At 46.3% G+C, this 18885-nt stretch carries 16 protein-coding genes and 2 pseudogenes; 4 read left to right on the plus strand and 14 right to left on the minus strand.

Annotation, left to right across the window (positions count from 1 at the left end; all coding sequences use genetic code 11):
* Positions 1 to 12 precede the first annotated feature (12 nt).
* From H8527_RS01705 to H8527_RS01740, 8 genes are all read right to left on the minus strand, one after another.
* Positions 13 to 2499, minus strand: a complete 2487-nt coding sequence (locus tag H8527_RS01705) for a TraG family conjugative transposon ATPase (protein WP_187545066.1) — start codon at positions 2497 to 2499, stop codon at positions 13 to 15.
* A complete protein-coding gene (locus tag H8527_RS01710; protein ID WP_187545068.1) occupies positions 2496 to 2873 on the minus strand; it encodes a DUF4133 domain-containing protein in 378 nt (125 codons plus the stop codon). The genes H8527_RS01705 and H8527_RS01710 overlap by 4 nt, the downstream gene beginning before the upstream one ends.
* Before the next feature lie 4 nt (positions 2874 to 2877).
* Positions 2878 to 3177: a DUF4134 domain-containing protein gene (locus tag H8527_RS01715; protein WP_004365102.1), complete on the minus strand. Its 300-nt coding sequence runs from the start codon at positions 3175 to 3177 to the stop codon at positions 2878 to 2880.
* Between the two features lie 144 nt (positions 3178 to 3321).
* Positions 3322 to 3936, minus strand: a complete 615-nt coding sequence (locus tag H8527_RS01720) for a conjugal transfer protein (RefSeq protein ID WP_187545069.1) — start codon at positions 3934 to 3936, stop codon at positions 3322 to 3324.
* Positions 3924 to 4682 carry a ParA family protein gene (locus H8527_RS01725; protein ID WP_187545071.1) on the minus strand — a complete coding sequence of 253 codons (759 nt, stop codon included), beginning with the start codon at positions 4680 to 4682 and terminating at the stop codon, positions 3924 to 3926. The genes H8527_RS01720 and H8527_RS01725 overlap by 13 nt, the downstream gene beginning before the upstream one ends.
* Before the next feature lie 24 nt (positions 4683 to 4706).
* A complete protein-coding gene (locus tag H8527_RS01730) occupies positions 4707 to 5294 on the minus strand; it encodes a hypothetical protein (protein WP_187545073.1) in 588 nt (195 codons plus the stop codon).
* 1 nt (position 5295) lies between these two features.
* Entirely contained in the window at positions 5296 to 5724 is a 429-nt protein-coding gene (locus H8527_RS01735) for a DUF3408 domain-containing protein (protein WP_187545074.1), read from the minus strand.
* Entirely contained in the window at positions 5708 to 6490 is a 783-nt protein-coding gene (locus H8527_RS01740; RefSeq protein WP_052912168.1) for a ParA family protein, read from the minus strand. The genes H8527_RS01735 and H8527_RS01740 overlap by 17 nt, the downstream gene beginning before the upstream one ends.
* 796 nt (positions 6491 to 7286) lie before the next feature.
* Here H8527_RS01740 and mobA point away from each other — a divergent pair.
* The 4 genes and pseudogenes from mobA (at position 7287) to H8527_RS10000 (ending at position 11633) form a co-directional block, all read left to right on the plus strand.
* Complete coding sequence (gene mobA / locus H8527_RS01745; RefSeq protein WP_222935075.1) at positions 7287 to 7700, plus strand: conjugal transfer protein MobA; 414 nt, start codon at positions 7287 to 7289, stop codon at positions 7698 to 7700.
* Positions 7685 to 8921, plus strand: a pseudogene (gene mobB / locus H8527_RS01750) (conjugal transfer protein MobB). The gene mobA and the pseudogene mobB overlap by 16 nt, the downstream one beginning before the upstream one ends.
* Before the next feature lie 185 nt (positions 8922 to 9106).
* Positions 9107 to 11118, plus strand: a pseudogene (mobC, locus tag H8527_RS01755) (conjugal transfer protein MobC).
* Positions 11119 to 11429: 311 nt separating this feature from the next.
* Complete coding sequence (locus tag H8527_RS10000; protein WP_370539215.1) at positions 11430 to 11633, plus strand: permease of the drug/metabolite transporter; 204 nt, start codon at positions 11430 to 11432, stop codon at positions 11631 to 11633.
* Positions 11634 to 11901: 268 nt separating this feature from the next.
* Here H8527_RS10000 and H8527_RS01760 read toward each other — a convergent pair whose 3' ends face one another.
* The 6 genes from H8527_RS01760 to H8527_RS01780 all read right to left on the minus strand — a co-directional run bounded on the left by H8527_RS01760 (position 11902) and on the right by H8527_RS01780 (position 18756).
* On the minus strand, positions 11902 to 13113 hold the full coding sequence (locus H8527_RS01760; RefSeq protein WP_187545075.1) for an ATP-binding protein: 1212 nt from the start codon (positions 13111 to 13113) through the stop codon (positions 11902 to 11904).
* Positions 13114 to 13279: 166 nt separating this feature from the next.
* Entirely contained in the window at positions 13280 to 13603 is a 324-nt protein-coding gene (locus H8527_RS01765; protein ID WP_036870454.1) for an RteC domain-containing protein, read from the minus strand.
* Positions 13604 to 13625: 22 nt separating this feature from the next.
* Positions 13626 to 13859, minus strand: a complete 234-nt coding sequence (locus H8527_RS09690) for a hypothetical protein (RefSeq protein WP_036870456.1) — start codon at positions 13857 to 13859, stop codon at positions 13626 to 13628.
* A 216-nt stretch (positions 13860 to 14075) separates the two neighbouring features.
* The gene (locus H8527_RS01770; protein WP_036870458.1) at positions 14076 to 15056 is read right to left on the minus strand and encodes an AraC family transcriptional regulator; all 981 of its coding nucleotides are present in this window, start codon (positions 15054 to 15056) and stop codon (positions 14076 to 14078) included.
* Between the two features lie 124 nt (positions 15057 to 15180).
* Positions 15181 to 16362: a hypothetical protein gene (locus H8527_RS01775; protein ID WP_187545076.1), complete on the minus strand. Its 1182-nt coding sequence runs from the start codon at positions 16360 to 16362 to the stop codon at positions 15181 to 15183.
* Between the two features lie 18 nt (positions 16363 to 16380).
* Entirely contained in the window at positions 16381 to 18756 is a 2376-nt protein-coding gene (locus H8527_RS01780; RefSeq protein WP_187545077.1) for a TonB-dependent receptor, read from the minus strand.
* Positions 18757 to 18885 lie beyond the last annotated feature (129 nt).

The raw sequence follows: 18885 nt of genomic DNA on the forward strand, positions 1-18885 counted from the left end.
TGTTACTGTTGTCTAATTCTCTTCGGCGAGTTGCCTGACGGCAAGCTCCATGTTGCCGCCAAGTTTCTCGGCTCGGGCAAGCACGCGCATCTTCTCCGTCTCTTCCGTCGTATAGGTGAGGTATTCGGCTTTCGACACTTCCGTGGCATAGACGGCGGACTGTACGCCGCCCAGCCCGATCCACACCTCCTTGTATGACCTTGTGGCATCGTTGCTCTGGTTGATGGAGAGTATTTGCCCCCGTTCCTTGTCCGTCAGTCCCAAGAGTTCCTGTATCTGATCGAACTTGTTCATGTACTTGCGCTGGTCGAGCAGTATCTTGCAGTCGGAATTGTTGATGATGCTTTCCTTGACAATGGGCGACTGGATGATGTCGTCCACCTCCTGAGTGACCACAACCGCCTCACCGAAGAACTTTCTTACCGTCTTGTAGAGGTATTTTATATAACCCGCCATGTTTGCGGACGCAATCGCCTTCCATGCCTCCTCGATGAGGATGACCTTCCGTATTCCTTTCAATCGTCGCATCTTGTTGATGAAGAGTTCCATAATGATGATGGTCGTGATGGGGAATAGGATGGGATGATCCTTTATCGCATCAATTTCGAAGACGATAAAGCGTGCATTCAAGAGGTCGAGTTGCTTGTCCGAGTTCAGCAGGTAGTCGTATTCGCCACCTTTGTAGTACGGCTCTAGCACGTTGAGAAAATTGGCCAAGTCAAAATCCTTTTCCCTGACCTTTTTCTCATGGAGCAGAGCCGAGTAGTCGGTGGTGAGATACTCATAAAAGCTGTTGAACGAAGGTACGATGCCGTCGTCCGTTTTGATCCGCTCGATAAAAAGTGACACGGCATTGGAGAGGGCTACCTCCTCCGAGCGTGTGGCAGGCTCGTTGTCCTTCTTCCACAGCGTGAGCAGCAATGTCTTGATGCTCTCCCGTTTTTCCACGTCGAACACCTTATCCGGCGTATAGAACGGGTTGAAGCTGATGGGGCTTTCGTCCGTGTAGGTAAAATACACCCCGTCCTCGCCCTGCGTCTTGTGGCGTATCATCTCGCACAGCCCCTGATAGCTGTTTCCCGTGTCCACCAAGACGATATGGGTATTCTGCTCCCAGTACTGCCTTAAGAGGTGGTTGGTAAAGAACGACTTGCCACTGCCCGACGGTCCCAAGATGAACTTGTTGCGGTTGGTGATGATACCTTTCTTCATCGGCAGGTCGGAAATATCCAAATGAATCGGCTTGCCACTGCGGTCTGCCATCTTGATACCAAACGGCGAGAGCGAATCTTGGTAGTTGGTCTCCTCGTTGAAGAAGCAGACCGCCTGTTCGATGAAGGTATAGAAACTCTCTTCGGCGGGGAAGTCGGCTTCATTGCCCGGGATGCCTGCCCAAAAGAGCGTAGGCACGTCCACGGTGTTGTGCCGTGGCTTGCACTCCATCAAGGCAAGCTGACTGCCCACGTCGTTGCGGATACGTCGGAGTTCCTCACCGTCCTCGCTCCATGCCAGCACGTTGCAGTGGCAGCGGACGGAGGTAAGTCCAAAGCTGTGCGCCTCGTTCAGATATTCGTCAATCCATTGCTTGTTGATCTGGTTGCTTCGGCTATAGCGGGAGAGCGAGTGCATGTTCCGTGCGTTCTTCTCAAAGCGTTGCAGGTTCTCCGCACTGTCGTCAATCAGCACATACTGGTTGTAGATATGGCTACACGGCAGCAACAGTCCCACGGGAGCGGCAAATGAAAGACGGCAGTCGCTGCGGTCGGTGGACAGGCGTTCGTAACGCATATCCGTCCCTACCTGTCCCGGCAGGTCTTCCGTGTCGGAAAGCGTATGCAGACAGAGCCGCTTATCGCCGATACGCATCCGGTCGGCTCTCAGGTCGATGTCTTCCAATACCGTCGTGTCGGAGAGGGAAAGCGAGAAGTATTTTTCTATCAGTCCCGGTTTCTCTTCCGTGCCGACAATCTCTTCGTCGCTCAATCGCCTCAGGCGGACAAAACCGCACTCGTTCATAATCCGCTCAAACTGCTCGGTGGCTTCGAGGAACTTGCGAGCGGTATCCTTGTCGCGTACTTCCTTGGGAATGATATGCCCGCGGCAGAGCGTGGAAAAATTGCTCTGTTGTCGGCTTCGGTTCTTGGTTGTCTTGGTCAGGAACAGGTAGCAGGCGTGGTTCAGGAATGGACGCTCGTTGAAGTGCCGCTCGAAGCTGCGGGAGAGAAAACTCATCTCCTCCTTCTGCAAATCCGGACGGTAGCCCTCCCTGACAAACCAGTCCTGCTTGTGCACGACGCTGTAAGTCGGCAAGACCTTGATCGCCTTCACCCAAGCTGAGTGGATGGCGGCATACTCCGCACTCGTCACCGTATAGAGTTCGGGCAAATCCACACGGAAGGCGACCGTGATGTCGGCGTCCTTCGAGAGGATGCACCCCTCTTCGACGGCAAGCAGCGGGAAGCGGTTTTCCAGCGTGGTGGCTTTCAGTACGTTTCTCATTCTTTGTCCTCCTTTTCTTTGTTTGTTTTTTTACGATCTGTTCTCTTTCGTCTTGGCAGCTCCTTGTGCCGCAGCAGACGGGGAATGCGTCGTCGGTTGATGAGGTATCGGGGATGGCTGTGCAGCGCGGAACGCTTCATCAGCCCGTGTTCCCCGTACTTCCTGTTCAGGGAGAAGGTTTGCCACACCAAGATGGCTGCGGCAGTACCTCCGAATCCGATACAAATCCATTGATTGACGCCCGCCATGTAGAGGATGACAAACAGTACGAAGAGGGCGAGCAGCCCTCCTGCGAAGATGAACAGGTATTGGCTTTTGAGTCCCTGAAACTCAACCGAGCGACCGATCCCCTTGTTGATGGGATAGGTCTCCATAGGCTTAGAGGAAGAAACTTCTTAAAATGGTGGCTGCCACGATAAGGAAGATACAGGCTCCAAACCAGCTTGCAGCGGTCTTCGAGGTGTCCGGGTCGCCGGACGAGAACTTTGAATAGACCTTTACCCCACCGATGAGTCCCACGACTGCGCCGATGGCGTAGATGAGTTTCGTGGCAGGGTCGAAATAGGACGTTACCATGTTGGTGGCTTGGTTGATGCCCGACAAGCCGTTGCCTTGGGCAAAGGCGGAATAGGCGGAAAGCAGCAGAACGGCTGCGATAAGAAAATGTCTTTTGGTCATAAATCTTTGTTTTGTGCCGAGAGAATTGGATAGGTCCTCCCGACGGGTGAATACTGTTGTTACTTTCGGATTTCAGTAGTGGCTTCTCTCGTATGTCAGCCGTACTCTTTTTCTTTCATCGTCTTTGACTGTTTAATGGGTTTGTTACTGTTTGTCCCTGCCGTCAGAGGGAACATAAAGTTCTTCAAAACGGCTGCGGACAATATCGTCTATCGTGGAAGAACGGACAGTATCGCTTCGGAGTGTTTCCATCAGACGAGTGCCTTCCAATTCGGTCAGTGTCTCACCGGCTCTCTGCCGTTCTCCTATGGAAGAGGCGTTTCGGTGTATGACCGACAAGGCTTCCTGCACCCGTTCAAAGTCAATCCCTCCGTCGTATGTTTCCTTTTCAGCGTGCGGCACTGCCACTTCGACTTCTTCCTCTTCTCCTGCCGTAGCCCCATCTGTTTCATACTGTAGGGGCACATCGTCGATTTCAGGAAGTCCTTCCGTATCTCCGGAGTGCTCGTTTCCGTTTTCCGTGGCAAATGTAGAACACTTTTTCTCCGTAGAATCGACTTCTGGATAACTGCGTACTTGTGGCTTCGAGTGGCATACCTGAAAGCGACTTTTACCGATGATTTCAGCCTCGGAAACCTCTTCTGTGAGATCTTCCCTTTGGGCTTTTCGCCTTGCCATTCTCTTTCTTCGTTCGTACCCAAAGAATAGAAGCAGCCATAGGAGATAAAGCACGAATGCGATAAAAACTACTCGGAACATAGGCGGGAGATGATTTCGTGAAGTTCTTTCCCCAAACTATCGGCAAGCCGACCTAATGTTCCGCTACGGGGATAATGGAGCGTACAAATACCCGCCTTGCCGTCAGCGAAAGAGGGACGGAAATGTTTGGAATATGGTAAGGAGGTCTGCATAAGTACTGCTCCCGTTTCGTCGGCAAGCGTTCGACACCGTTCTTGAACTTCTTCTTTTTCCCAAGAGCCGACCATATTGCGAAGCAGGCAGAGTTCCTTGATGCTTCCTTTGCCCATGGTCAATATCTGTTCGCCTACAATCTCAATGAAGCGGCGGACGGCATCGGCATCCATCGGGTTGCCCGTAACGGGAAAGATGACTGCATCCATACGGGTCAGCAATTCCACCGTCCCTTCGGTTCGCATCAATGACGGCAGATCGAAAAAGATACACTTGGGGTGAATTTCCGCTTGGAGTCGCTCTGTTTCCTTCCATGCTTTTGCTATGGGGACACAAACGATTGGATAGGGTTGAAGCCATAATGGTTGCCGCATCATATTTTTGAGGCACTTATCGGAAAATCCTTGCTTATTTTGTCCCTCAGTTTCTTTTCCCCTTAGGTAAGCCGTCGTATAGAGCGGATAATTGCAGTCTATTACCGCAACGCTGTATCCTAAATGATAGTGAAGGGTACTTGCCGCAAGTACGGTAAGCGTGGTTTTGCCGACACCTCCCAAAGGGGACGCAATGGCGATGTGAATCGGATTGCTCATGATTTTTCTTTTGATGGGTGAATACTATATCTTGATAAATTTGCTGTAATCGAAGTTCCCGGACTGAACCGCCTTGGGAGCTTGATTCATGACACGTTCCAGCAGTTCATGGACACGTCCGCCGGCAACTTTCTCTATCTCTTGGAGCATCGGTGAATCGTGCAGCTTACAGATGGTTTCTGCCGCTTTGACCTCTTCCTCTATGGGAACCTCCTTACGGGACAGGACACTTCCCATGTGGTGCAGTTCTTTCGCAGTGATACTTTCTGAGAGAGAATGGCTTTCTCCCTCAAACTCCACCTGAACGTACTCCTCTTCACTCTCCATATCCAGAAGTTCCGAAGATTCAGCAGGTTCACTATTCTCCTCGTCCTCCTCTTCGGGTGTTATGGGAAGTTCGGCCAACAGGACATTCTCCTCTTGTGCGAACTCCCGCTTGGGAATACGGATGGTAACGACGACTTTGTCTTTTCCCCGTTCCTTGAAGAAGAGTCTTAGGTCTTGATAAAGTTTCTTGGCTTTTCGATAGAGGGCGTACAGGAAACGCACGACCTGCACGCTGCCGAGATAGGCTAAGCCGACCAGCAGCAGAATGAAAAATGTCTGTTTCATGTCACAATAATTTCTTGAAATTCTGTTCGCTTAACCGGTTGATTTCTTCCTTGTAGTCCTCTAAATGTTTGAGGAGGATATTTTCGACATACATTCCCAGCGTCATTTCCCGCTTCCTGATGAAGAGGACAATCTCCGCCAGCTTATCCTGCAATTCTTTGGAGATGTAGATAGCCTTTCGGTCAAACAAATCATTGCGGTGCATGAAGAGTGATACATAGTCTCCCTTGGCGACATTCCTGCGACGGGTACGAATGGGAGAATGAAATTCTTCCGCCGTTTCTTGGGGTACTTCAGTCATATCGTTTTTCTTTTCCTCGACTGTGGCTGATGCAGCCATCTCACTCTCTTTCTTTTTCATCGGGATCCCCTGTGAAATCAGTTCCCGGATAGCGACGGGATCTATCGCCCCTTTATTCTTTCCTGCCATATGCTTCAGGTTTTACGATGGACAAGATTTCCTCCACAAGCTCTTTCAGACGACTGCCTCTAAGCAGCGTGCGAGAGGCGGGAAAGATGGTTGAACGGAAGAGGGTCGTACCCTCCTCCATTACCTCCTTTTTGTAGCGGGTCGTATTGGGGACTGCCGTTTTTAAGATGGGAAGTCCCAAATCGGCAATGACCTTTTCATACATCGCATAGAGGGGTGTCTTCTCTCTGCCGTCCACCATGTTCCAAAAGAGGTAGATCCCTTTGTTGGCAGTGTCTGTATTGTCGGTTATCGCCTCCTTGATGATGGCTGAAAAGCTCAGCGTGCTTTCCAAGGATATACGGTCGGCGGAGATGGGTGTGAAAATATAATCCATACCGGAGAGGGTGGTCAGCACACCGTCATTGTTGATGGTTCCGGGCAGGTCAAAAAAGACGAAATCCGTATCCGGCTCGTGCGTTTCCAGATATTCCCTGACCGTATCCACGGCTGCCTCTGCCGTGGCACAAAGGATGGTGTACGTGGGCTTTTGCAACTCGGAGAATTGGGTGGCTGCCAATTCTTGCAGCGCGGGGTTGCGATCCACGCCCTGTGCGTCACGCTGACGCATGGCATTGATGCTGAATTGCGGATAGTCGCAATCCACCACAATAAGGTTGTACCCGCAGGCATAGTGCAGGTAACTTGCCGTCAAGACCGTAAAGGTCGTTTTGCCGACACCGCCCTTTTGGGTGGAGAAGGCAATGAAAACAGGTTTCTTTTTCATTTCATTTTCTGTTTAATGGTTCTACATATATGTGTGGAAAGGCGCATGCACGCCTTGGCTTGTTTCCTTGAAAAGGCGGATGTGGAAATAAGTCCGTGAGGGAATAAATCCCCGGACAGGCATACGGAAAGGTATTCCAACAAGGGAATATGGACCCGCCTTTCGGGATATGTCCCTCCCTATATAAGGGTGGGGCTATATGATGGGAGTCATACTTACCCACGTCCCCCCATCCATACGTCCACACTTGTACCCTTGCGCAAGGGTGCGAGGGGCGACGGGTGCAATAACTTGTACATATTCTCATTCCTATTTCCATTTCCGTAATTGTCTGTTCAAATGGCTGCGGACTGGTTTTTAGACTTGGGCAGGCAGGTATGTCCACCGACCTGCAAACACCTGTTCGACGGGGCAAATATAGAAGCCTTTACCCCCTTGTTTCTGCCCTTTTTGCTAACTGCGTACTTGTGGCGTCGATTTGCGTATTTGTGGCTTCGTGAGAGGTAAGTGCTTTAGGCACAACGCTTAGTAACTTTGCACCCAAGCGGTAAGCCGAAGCCTTCGAGGCATAAAGCGTTCTTTTTTGAGGGACTCGACTTCCGTCCTTCGCGGACGGATTTATTTGCGCCGGAGCAAATAGCAAGATATGTCCTGCGTTACTCGAAATAAATTCGGTAACTCAGAACTCTTGCTCTTGCAGAGGGCTGAAAAAACTCCGAAGTCGTTTTTTCTTGGAAGAGAGAATGCCTTGTCTTGAATGCCGGTGATGCCGTGAAACACTAAAATCCAAAGTAAAATGACAAAGAGACATGTGGGGAGACCCTTGAAAAAAGAGAAAGCCAGCCATTGTTGCATGGTTCGGTTTACGGACACGGAGTTTGCGCGTTTCCTGACGCTTTATGAACAGTCAGGTGTCCCGAACAGGGCTGTTTTCATCAAGGCAAGGGTCTTTGATGAGACTTTCCGAGTGATAAAAGTAGATCGTTCACTGCTTGATTACTATCTAAAACTGACGACTTTGTACGGACAATTTCGCAGTGTCGGGGTGAATTATAACCAAGCTGTGGTCGCCTTAAAGAGCAATTTCACCGAGAAAAAAGCCTTTGCGATGCTTGCCCAATTGGAGAAACTGACACTCGAATTGGCGGCTGTCGGAGGCGAAATCGTACATCTAATCCGTGAATTTCAAGAGAAATGGTCGCAAAGATAAACTATGGCAGTTCCCTTTTCGGGGCATTGGCGTACAATGGAGAGAAGGTAAACGAGGGCGTTGCCAAGATTCTGGAGACCAACAAAGTCTTCTCTCCGGCTGATGGGACACACGATATATCCGCCTGTATGCAGGACTTTATGGCATATATGCCGAGTCATGTCCTCACTAAGAAACCGGTTATACACATCTCCTTGAATCCGCATCCCGATGACAGCCTCACCGATGAGCAGTTCTCTGCCATCGCATGGGAGTATATCGAAAAGATGGGCTACGCTAATCAACCCTTTATCGTTTATAAGCATGAAGACATAGACAGGCATCACCTGCATATTGTCACCTTAGCTGTCGATGAACGGGGAAAGAAGATTAACGATGGTAATAATTTCTATACCAGCACCCGTATTCTCAAAGAACTGGAACAGAAGTACGGTTTGATCCCTGCGCAAATGCGGAAGGAAAAAGAAGTGTTTCGCCTGCAAAAAGTCTGCTACGGCGATGGAGAGAATCTTAAAAAGCAATTGGTTTCGGTCATCAGACCGGCAGCGAAATTCTACCACTGTCCGAGTTTTAAGGAATACCGTGCTTTGCTCTCCACCTATAATATATGTGTGGAGGAGGTTAAGGGAGAGATACGCGGAAAAACCTATATGGGACTTCTCTACTTTGCCACGGATGACAAGGGGAATAAAGTCGGAAAAGTATTTAAATCCTCTCTCTTTGGGAAGTCTGTCGGATATGAAGCTCTGCAAAATAGATTCAAGGCGTCAAAGGAGAAACTGAAGGAAAAGCATCTTGCTCCTAAGACCAAAGCAATCGTAGCCGGAGCATTGAAGCGTTCTGCCACAAGAGAGGATTTCAGGGGGGAACCTGCATCACAGGGGTATTGATGTCATCTTCCGAGAGAACGAGGAAGGGCGGCTCTATGGTGTCACCTTTATAGACCATAACAACGGCTGTGTCATCAATGGCTCGAGATTGGGCAAGGAATTTTCGGCAAACGCTATTGCCGAGTGGTTCGACCGTCCGCATCCCGAACTCTCTGTTAATACTCCTCAAGGTGAAAATCAGTCTGCATCTCATACGCTCCCGTCGGAAGAAAATTCCTTCTTGGGCGGTCTTCTTGATTTGCCTATGGAAGCCAACGGAACGGATTGGGAGGAAGAACAGTTCCGTAGACGGATGCAGAGAAAGAAGAAACAGAAGAAGCCTCGGTTATAAACCGTATTTTCCATCTCTAAAGTGTAGAAAAAAAACGAAGATTGTAAGATGTTGATTATCAGGAATTATCAGAGGTGTCAAATTCTCTTATAAGGGAATTAAAATTGTCCTATAAGACAATTTGAAAAGTCTTATAAGACAATTTCAACAATCATAAAAGTAAGAACGAAATTAAACGAAAAACTATGCAACAAGAAGACGATTTGAGAGCACTGGCGAAAATCATGGATTTTCTGCGTGCCGTAAGTATTATATTGGTAGTAGCCCACCTCTATTGGTATTGCTATGAAGCGATACGGTTATGGGGAATGAATATCGGTGTGGTGGATAGGATTCTGATGAACTTCCACCGCACAGCGGGACTATTTGGTAATATGCTTTACACCAAACTCTTTGCATTGGTACTGATGGGGCTTTCCTGTCTGGGCACGAAGGGCGTTAAAAAGGAGCATATCACGTGGTCGAAAATATGGGTATTTATGGGCATTGGCTTTGTCTTTTTCTTCCTCAATTGGTGGATACTTGCCTTGCCGCTACCCATTGAAGCCAATGCAGCGCTCTACACCTTTACGATAACCATAGGGTATGTATGTCTGCTGATGGCGGGACTCTACATGAGCCGCCTCTTGAAGAACAACCTGATGGAAGATGTCTTCAATCAGGAGAACGAATCCTTTATGCAGGAGACAAAGCTTTTGGAGAACGAGTACTCAGTCAATCTGCGACCCGATTCTATTACCGCAAGAAGTGGAACAGAGGGTGGATAAACGTCGTGAATCCTTTTCGTGCGGTCTCCGTCTTGGGGACACCGGGCAGCGGTAAGTCCTATGCCATCATCAACAATTTCATCAAGCAGCAGATTGAGAAAGGTTTTGCCATCTACTGCTACGACTTCAAGTATCCCGACCTCTCTACGATTGTTTACAATCACTTGCTACGTCACTCGGAAGGGTATAAGGTTAAGCCGAAGTTTTACGTGATCAACTTCGATGACCCTCGTCGGTCACACCGCTGTAACCCGATACACCCCGACTTTATGAGCGACATATCGGATGCTTACGAATCGGCTTATACGATTATGCTCAACCTCAATAAGACGTGGGTGCAGAAGCAAGGGGATTTCTTCGTGGAGTCGCCCATCGTACTCTTCGCCGCCATCATTTGGTATCTCCGTATTTTCGAGGGAGGGAAATACTGCACCTTCCCGCATGCCATAGAGTTTCTCTGCCGCAAGTACAAGGATATTTTTCCGATACTCACCTCATATCCTGAATTGGAGAACTATCTTTCTCCTTTCATGGATGCTTGGCTCGGAGGGGCGGCTGACCAGTTGCAGGGACAGATAGCCTCCGCCAAGATACCCTTGTCAAGGATGATAAGTCCGCAGCTCTATTGGATTATGACAGGAGATGATTTTACACTGGATATCAATAATCCCCAAGAGCCTAAAATCCTGTGTGTAGGGAATAACCCTGACAGACAGAATATCTACGGAGCAGCATTGGGGTTGTATAATTCGCGCATTGTCAAGCTCATCAATAAGAAAGGAATGCTGAAAAGTTCCGTGCTCATCGACGAGCTGCCCACCATCTATTTCAAGGGATTGGACAACTTGATAGCCACCGCACGAAGCAACAAGGTGGCGGTATGCTTGGGCTTTCAGGACTTCTCACAGTTGAAGCGGGATTATGGAGACAAGGAAGCTGCCGTGGTGATGAACACTGTCGGAAACATTTTCTCCGGTCAGGTGGTCGGCGAAACGGCAAAGACGCTCTCGGAGAGGTTTGGCAAGGTGCTTCAGAAACGGCAGAGCATGAGCATCACCCGAGGCGACAAGACGACCTCCATATCCACGCAGATGGACAGCCTGATTCCACAGAGCAAGATTTCCACGCTCACACAGGGAATGTTCGTGGGAGCGGTCGCAGATAACTTCTCCGAACGTATCGAGCAGAAGATATTCCACTGTGAGATTGTAGTGGATAATGCAAGGGTGGCAAGGGAAACGGAAGCCTATCGTCCGATACCTGTTCTTACTGACTTCACAAATGAAAACGGAGAGGATATGATGGAACAGGAGATTAAGGCAAACTATGACCGTGTGAAAACGGAGGTGCGGGAAATCGTGGAGCGAGAGTTGCAACGGATAGCCGATGATCCTGAACTATCGAAGCTCTTAACTACCAAGAAATCATAAAAATAAGTGGTGTTTTTCTTGGACAGAAAAGCGGTTTTTTTGTATTTTTGGAGTCGTAAAACTTGAATCAGATGAATTGCTTTAATCATATAGATAGGGCTGCAGTAGCCCAGTGTTCCGATTGCGGGAAAGGACTTTGTGCCGAATGTACCGAAAAGTATGAGCCGATACTTTGCACGCCTTGTTTTCAGAAGAGAAGACAAGGCGAGAAGTGGAGGAGCGTATGTAGTTTGTTACTCTTGGCAGCTCTGTTTGCCATAGGTTTCAGGTGGAACTTTTTGGCAACCAAAGGTTTTGAGGATATGCGATGGATGTCAGGATATACGCTGATGGCGATATGGTCGGGCTATCTCTTCGTGGAAAAGTACATTCCTTATAAAATGGTGGCAGGGACAAATGGGCAGTGGATAGTTTATTACATATTCAAACTCCTTCTCTTTGTTGTCATCGGAATCTTTACCGCTCCTTTCACCTGCTTGTGGACTGTGTTCAGGGTAATAAAGGCATTTCGATAGAAGATCGTAAATTCTCCAACTAAAGGTTGGAGAATTTCTAATCTACTTGTGCAAGACTCGAAGAATTTCTGCGACCAATAGTTGCAGAAAATAAATCAAGGGAGATACTCCGAAACCGGAATACCTCCCTTTTGATTTGCAGCATCTTGTGTTCTCTTCATTTCGGCTCCTTTATAAAATGAAGAACGCCCCTCAAATATGCTGTCTTTCGACGCGCCTGAGAGGCTTATTGACTTTTAGTGTTATATTCAGCTGTCGGAATATGAGATTATCCCAACAACAATTCCATGTCGCTTCTCAGAAAGTCTTCCAATGAGACACCGCCCGAACCCACGACAAAAGACTTTTTAGGGTGGAATGCCTCCACAAAGGCAGGAAGACCCGAGTTCATGCCACGACGACCGCTTTTCACCTCAATGGCCGTCACCTCTCCATCGTTTACGATGACGAAGTCCACCTCTTTGTCTCCATCTACTCTGTTCCTTGCAGGCTCTCGCCAGTAATACACTTGGTAATCCGCTTCCTCTGCCATGCCCAGCAAATGAGTGCCCACTGCACTCTCCACCCATCGTCCCCAAAGTGTTGTGTCCGTTCTGTCCGTAAGAAACGCCCTGCCTTTGTATGCTGTCAACAAGGCGTTGTTATACACTTGGTATTTGGGAATGGAGCCACGCTTGCGGGCATCATCATTGGCATATTTTTGTAAACCTGTCAGCAATGCACACTGGTCGAGTATCTCCAAATACGAAGCTAACGTAGTTACGTTTCCTGCATCTTGCAACTGTCCCATCAGTTTGGTCAGCGAAAGTATCTCGGCAGAATAGCCGCAACCTAACTCAAATAACTGCTTCATAAGGGCAGGCTTGTAGATGTTGGAGGTCATCAGCACATCTTTCTCGATGGCAGGTGCCACCAACGAATCCTTGATATACTTACGCCAACGCTTCTCGTCGCCTATCATGTGCGCGGCACCGGGATAGCCGCCAAAGTAGATATACTCGTCGAGTGTCACTCCGAAAGCGTCGTGCATTTCTTGATAGCTCCAATGCCCGAGGCGAATAAGTTCAAAACGCCCCGCCAACGACTCCGTAAGTCCTCTTTTGAGCAACAGACGACTGCTACCCAATAGTACCACTTTCAGATTGATATGCTTGCGTGTGTCCTCGTCCCATTCTCTTTTGACAACCTCGCTCCAATTGTCAATCTTCTGAATTTCATCGATCACAAGCAGGCGTTCAGTCTCGCTGCGGAGTATCATGGTGGTTCGTACTCCTTCCCACACGCGGCGTATCCAGTCGCTGTCTTTCGGATTGACAGCATCTGCCACTTCTACCGAATAGGGAATGGCTACCTCTTGTAACACCTGCCCCACGAGGGTCGATTTGCCCACTTGCCTCGGACCTGCCAATACTTGAATAAAACGCCTTGGCTCCAGAATGCGTGCTTTCAGCGTGTGATATTGTTTGCGAATATAGTTCATGCTCAAATCCAATGATAGATTTACTCAGTTGCGATGAGTATTTTACTCAATTCTGCTTGCAAAAATACTCAATTTAATCTATTCACACAAATAAAATCGCTGTAAACTTCAGGTAATCGACAAGTGAGAGTGTCAGGGGGATAAGTCGGAGTGCTTCTCTTTGTCTTTATCGCTTCTTGAATTTACCTCCTTTCAGGTCGCTTTCCACCATACGCTTATTGAGTTTCTCTCGGAGTTCATCAAGGAAATAGGTGCGGCTGTCATCTTTGCGACGCTTCATATTCATATATACGTTGTAGCAGTTCTTTATCTCCACCCCGAAGATTTCAGAGAGAGCATCTGCCAACTCCTCCACACCTATTTCTCCGTTGTTGATACAGTCGCAGGTGTCGAGAGCATAAAGGAGTTCCACTAAATCTGTCGCTTTGCCTGTCCAACGGAGATTGCTGACAGACTTCTGCGGAGCAGGGAACAATCCATGCAACCGCATATCCAGCAGTTTCAGTTCTGTGTCAATGACAAAGAGTAACTCCGATACATTTTTCCCCCATTTCGACTGTTAAGGCAGGACTCGCATGGATAATCTGCAATTGAAATCGAGTGTAATGCAAGGTTCGAAATAATGCCTCCAATTTTTTCTCTGTCTCTACAAGCTTTAAGATTTCTCTAATTAAGCAAGCAGTAGCTTTCGTTGTATTTTCAGAGAGTAGCATTTTAAAAGAGTTCTTTTTTACGAGTCTTTTCATATTCCTAATCTATGAATGGTTTTACTATTCTTCTGAAAGAGTAAATACATCTGAATAACATTGAATAGTCAAAACAGATGATAGAGCAAGAGATATGAAAAGAAGATTCTCATCAGGTGTTATCTTCGTTGCCCTTTTAATTTACGGGCAAAGTTCATATGTTTTATTGAGACAAAATATCCGTAAAAAGTATAGTTGTACCCCTGTTAAGTTGAATTACAACGAATCAAGATATTGCTTGGGTTTTATCCTGTGATATTTGCAGAAAGCCTCCGTGAAATGACTGAGATTGGCATATCCAACTTTATAGCCTACTTCTGACACCGAGTAGAGGCGAGTGGAAAGCAGTCGTTTTGCCCATTCCATCTTTTCGGATAGGGCATATTCGGCGATGGCTTTTCCAATAACCTGCTTGAAGCACTTTTGTAGTTTGGAACTGCTCATATTGGCTTCACGTGCCAATTTGGGAACACTCGGTACATTACTGAGACTTTGAAGAATCTGACGACGAACACGGAATACTGATTCAACATCATTCAAGTTTAGGTTGGCAAGAGATTTTACTTCCGAACGCTTTTCGAGCTTTTCAAAGTACATCGTCAGTAATTCCATAGTTTTTCCATGCAAATGAAGCATTGAAAAAGGATTGCCTGTTTCAGTTATTGACTTAATGTTATCCAAGACCTGTTGCATTGCAGGTGTAATGGTTTCAAACAAATAAAAAGCCTTGTCCGATTGGAGAAGACGACCGATATAGGTTTCATGTGCTGCATCAATCTTTTCAATCCAATCCTTATTGAAAGTCAGTGTAATATTTTCGTATCGTTTCTTTGGAGGAAAACTCCACTCAGTCGGGATGCTACTTGAAGGCATGAAAATGCCATCGAGCGTGTCCACTCCGACCGTTTTTGTGCTTGTTCCAATTATCTGCTCGTGCTTATGCTCATTGATATAGAACATCACAGGAATCCATTTCGAGTTTTCCACCGAGCGACGTATCATAGTTATCGGCTCGTATGCTATGAAACTGATGTAAGTCAATGTGAGCCATGGCAGAGGATAATATTGTTTGAAGAATCCACTACCCATAGAAGAAGGAATGGTAAATCCATCGTTTATTACTGATGTACCAAATTGCTCGGCAACCATCTCCATCCAATCTTCGGGTTTGTTGATGGCACAAAATTCTATAGTCATATTTTATGTCTTTTTGCAAAGTTACAAACAAATACGGATAAAAACTCGAATTATCGCAGGTTTTTATCCGTATTACTCTCAGAAAAGGACCAATAGCTCCATGAGAAATGTTTTTAATGGGAGCTTACTCAAATGCGACTAAACTTGAAGGTACTCCTATGGCAGTAACAACCGGTCTTTGCGAGCATTCGCCTGTCTTGGTATTGTAGGTGTAATAGCCCGTACCATTGTTACATGTCATTCCAAAGACGATGAAATCCTTGTAGCGAGTTATGGCAAAAGAGCCGTTGCTGTCAGTCATTGGCAAATCAAGTTTTTCGATGGTTTTGTTCCAAATGTCGATTTTCACGGGTTGGAAGTCTTTCTTGAGTATTCCAAATTCTGTATCCGTTACTTTCACACAACTATACACAATACCATTACCTGCATAGAAAGACTTAATTATATACTGCCCTGTTTTGCCTATTCCTTTTATGGTTGTCTTCGATAGGTTGAACAGATAATCGGTATCCCATTTGTCGCTTCCTTTGCGGATACGCAGGAAACCTTCCTTATTGGCAACATTGAAGTTGTTACCCGCACTGTAAAAGTAGATGTCACCCCGCTCGTCTATGAATGCGTCAGAATGGCGGAACAATCCTACAACACTTGTGCGGTTATCTTTGATAACTTCAGTCTTTTTCGTCTTGAGGTCAATGATAGCTACCTCTGCTCCAGTACCCGGTACGGAGGTGTGGGGAGAGTTAAGTTGATTGAGAGCGACATACATCTTTCCATCTCGAATGACATTGCAGCCGGGATCAGGATTGTTGTCTTGAACCGCATAAGACGAGAGGTCAATTTCATCTTCCTTTTGCAATGTTGAAGTATTGATTAACGCAATTTTTCCACGTCCGTGCAAAGCAACGTATGCCCGCTGTTCATCAACGAAGTTAATTTCTCCGGGTTGAGCCATCTGTTCAAATGTCATAGTACCTGCTTTTATCAGTTCTCCATGGGCACCTCTTGTAAACTTATGTATCTTATCCCCGAATTTCCCTTCGGGTACAAGCACTGTATTACCCTTAGCAAAGAGATAGCAACCGAACCCGAATTCAAATGCTTTCTTATTGTCGGTTGCTTGAGGAGTCAAATCACTGAATGTCCCTACATAAGCACTTTTGTCCACATAATGCACAAAGGTGAAATGTTGCTGAACCTCTTGAGGAGTAGGCGTAGGTTCATCATTTTTGTTACAAGATGTCAGCCCTATGAAGCCGACCAGCATAGCAGAAAAAGCTATACGATTGAAAATTGTTGTATTCATCTTTTTATATTTGTTAAATTAGAAAATTCCTTTTGAGAAGACATATCTGAATTTGAGGTGAAGTGTCCGTCCTGCCAATGGTTGGCGGAATTGGTCCCAAACTTCTTTGTTCATTATATTATGGCATTCCAAGGCTACGGAATATTTGCTTTTGTAGGTCAACAATAGCCCTATGTCATTGACGAAACTGCGGGGAATACGTCGTTTCTGTAATTCGGTAAGTTCCCAGAAGTAGAAGAACTCCTCAGTAAATTTGCCGTCCCAGAAAGCCTTGACATACCAATTCTTGAATAATCGGTTGCTGTGATACTCCGCCCCGAAGTTGGCGAACAAATAGGGAATGTTCGGTAGTCGCAATCCTTTTGTCGGATTGGGGGCTTGGGTACCGGGTAAATAGTTCAAGACATCACGCACATCCTGATAAGTTAGATTTCCGTAGGCATAGACCGTTGGCGATATGTCCAATTTTATTTCGGTTTCTATACCTTTAATATGTACCTTTTCTGCGTTTACATATCCGGCTGCCATGTGTTGTTTCATCAATTTTATCATATCGCTTACCTGCATATAAAAGCTGTTCACTTCAAACTGCAATCGCGATAAGCCGAGGACATCATTTTTGTCTATTAAGAACCCCAGATTGAAGTTGTGGCTTTTCTCTGGTCTCAATCCGGCTGCAGGAAAGGTGATGATACCATCACCGAATAGTTCTTGTGAATTGGGAAGGCGTATTGCCCGCTGGTAAGATGCTTTCAAGTGAAAACCTCTGAAGGGCTCGTATTTTATTGCCTCTATCCAGCCTATTTGTGAGGTCGTATTGTTCTTTTTCTTCGGAGCCTCAATCAGCTCGTATGAAGTCAAATCTTCTATCTCGGAATGGAGGTGGAAATACTTTGCGGAAAGCATATTCGTCAGTTTCTTATCAAAGAGTTTTGACTCCCAAGTCAACCCCGAAATGACACTGGTCTTTTTACTGGGAAATCCTCCGATAACAAAACCTGCATGCTGACTTGCAATGTTGTCGCTCGGTTGTTTTCTGGCGTAGTTAATAAGTGTGTTCAGATTCAAACTGTGATTGGCAGACAACTTGTAATCAAAATTGATACGTTCATTGATTTCCAAGCCTTTGTCATTTGAGTTGTGAGGAACATCTCCTGTTTCTCCCTGCCCATTCGGACTCGGATATATGTTTCCTTCGAAATCGTGATTAACTCGTGCCGTATCCACAAAATTGTTTGTTGTATGTGAAAGGGAGAAATGGGACTCAAGATTAAGGCGGTCGTTCAGCATTCCGCTTTTTATCAGTTTGTTTTCCAACATAAACATTCCTGATTGGTTTTCGGCATGTTGTATGTTTTTTAAGATACCTTGGATTTCATTGAAACGATTGTAATACCCGAACTCGGTACTAATCTCATCGAACCAAAGTTTCGTGAAAGCAATTTTTCCCTTCAACATATACGAACGAAAACGGTCATGGTCACGTCTTACCAACAGATTTTCTCTCTCGGGAACTCTGAAAGAGTAGTCATTCTTTGCAGATGTATAATAGCCTCCCGCACCGAGTAGAACGCCACTCTTTGGAAAGTTCTTGCGAGAGAAGACGCTTCCTTTGTGTGTTTGGTAAGACCCGAATTCATACGAGGCATCTAAATAGTCCGTACTAAACTCTTTAGTAACGATATTGACGGCTCCCCCCAATCCATCACATCCGAAACGGGCGGGTATGATACTCTTATAGACTTCTATTCTTTCTATAATGTCTATCGGAATTTCATCAAGAGAAAAAGCCCCGTCAGAAGTACTCATTGGTATTCCGTCCCATAAGATTTGAATGCGGTTTCCTTCCAATCCATGAACAATAATTCTCGAACTGCTTCCCAAACCGCCGGTCTGCCCAACTTTCAAACCTATGGTTTTATTCAAAACGGTTTCTAACGAAATAGATCTGCCTTGAAGTTCTTTCGCATTTATTACAGAAACTGCTTCAGGCGACTCTCTGAGAACTTGTGCTTTTGTTTTTCCGAAGACCACTACATCTGCTAACTCTGTTGATTCCGGGAGTAGTCTTATGGTATAACGCTTCCCATTTGCAGTAATCGTATCGGTAATGGTCTGATAACCGACATAACTTACCATAAGCATAAGTTTTTGATTACTTGATGCACTTAGTTTTGCAATACCTTTCCTGTTTGTAGTCGTACCATTTGTGTACGTTGGAGCATTCAAACCTTTCCAATGTACGGCGGCAAATTCTATACTGTTCCCATTTTCTGCATCAATAACTTTTATTTCTGTTGGTTGCAGTTGTGCAAACATAGGAAAAGACCACAACAATAGAAAGCCGACAATGAGCATTCTTTTGTATAAATGGACTATTGAGCTGATTGACATATCATATTTGTTTGTGAGATTCTGTGCAAAGGTACTTACCTGCCGAGCAAATAAATAACCCTATTATCCACGCTTATACCCCTATTGCGTTTATATGCGAGCAAATTGTTGTTTTGGGGCAGTGTAATG

This window comes from Alloprevotella sp. Lung230 (assembly GCF_014385435.1).
In the GTDB taxonomy this organism is placed as follows: domain Bacteria; phylum Bacteroidota; class Bacteroidia; order Bacteroidales; family Bacteroidaceae; genus Alloprevotella.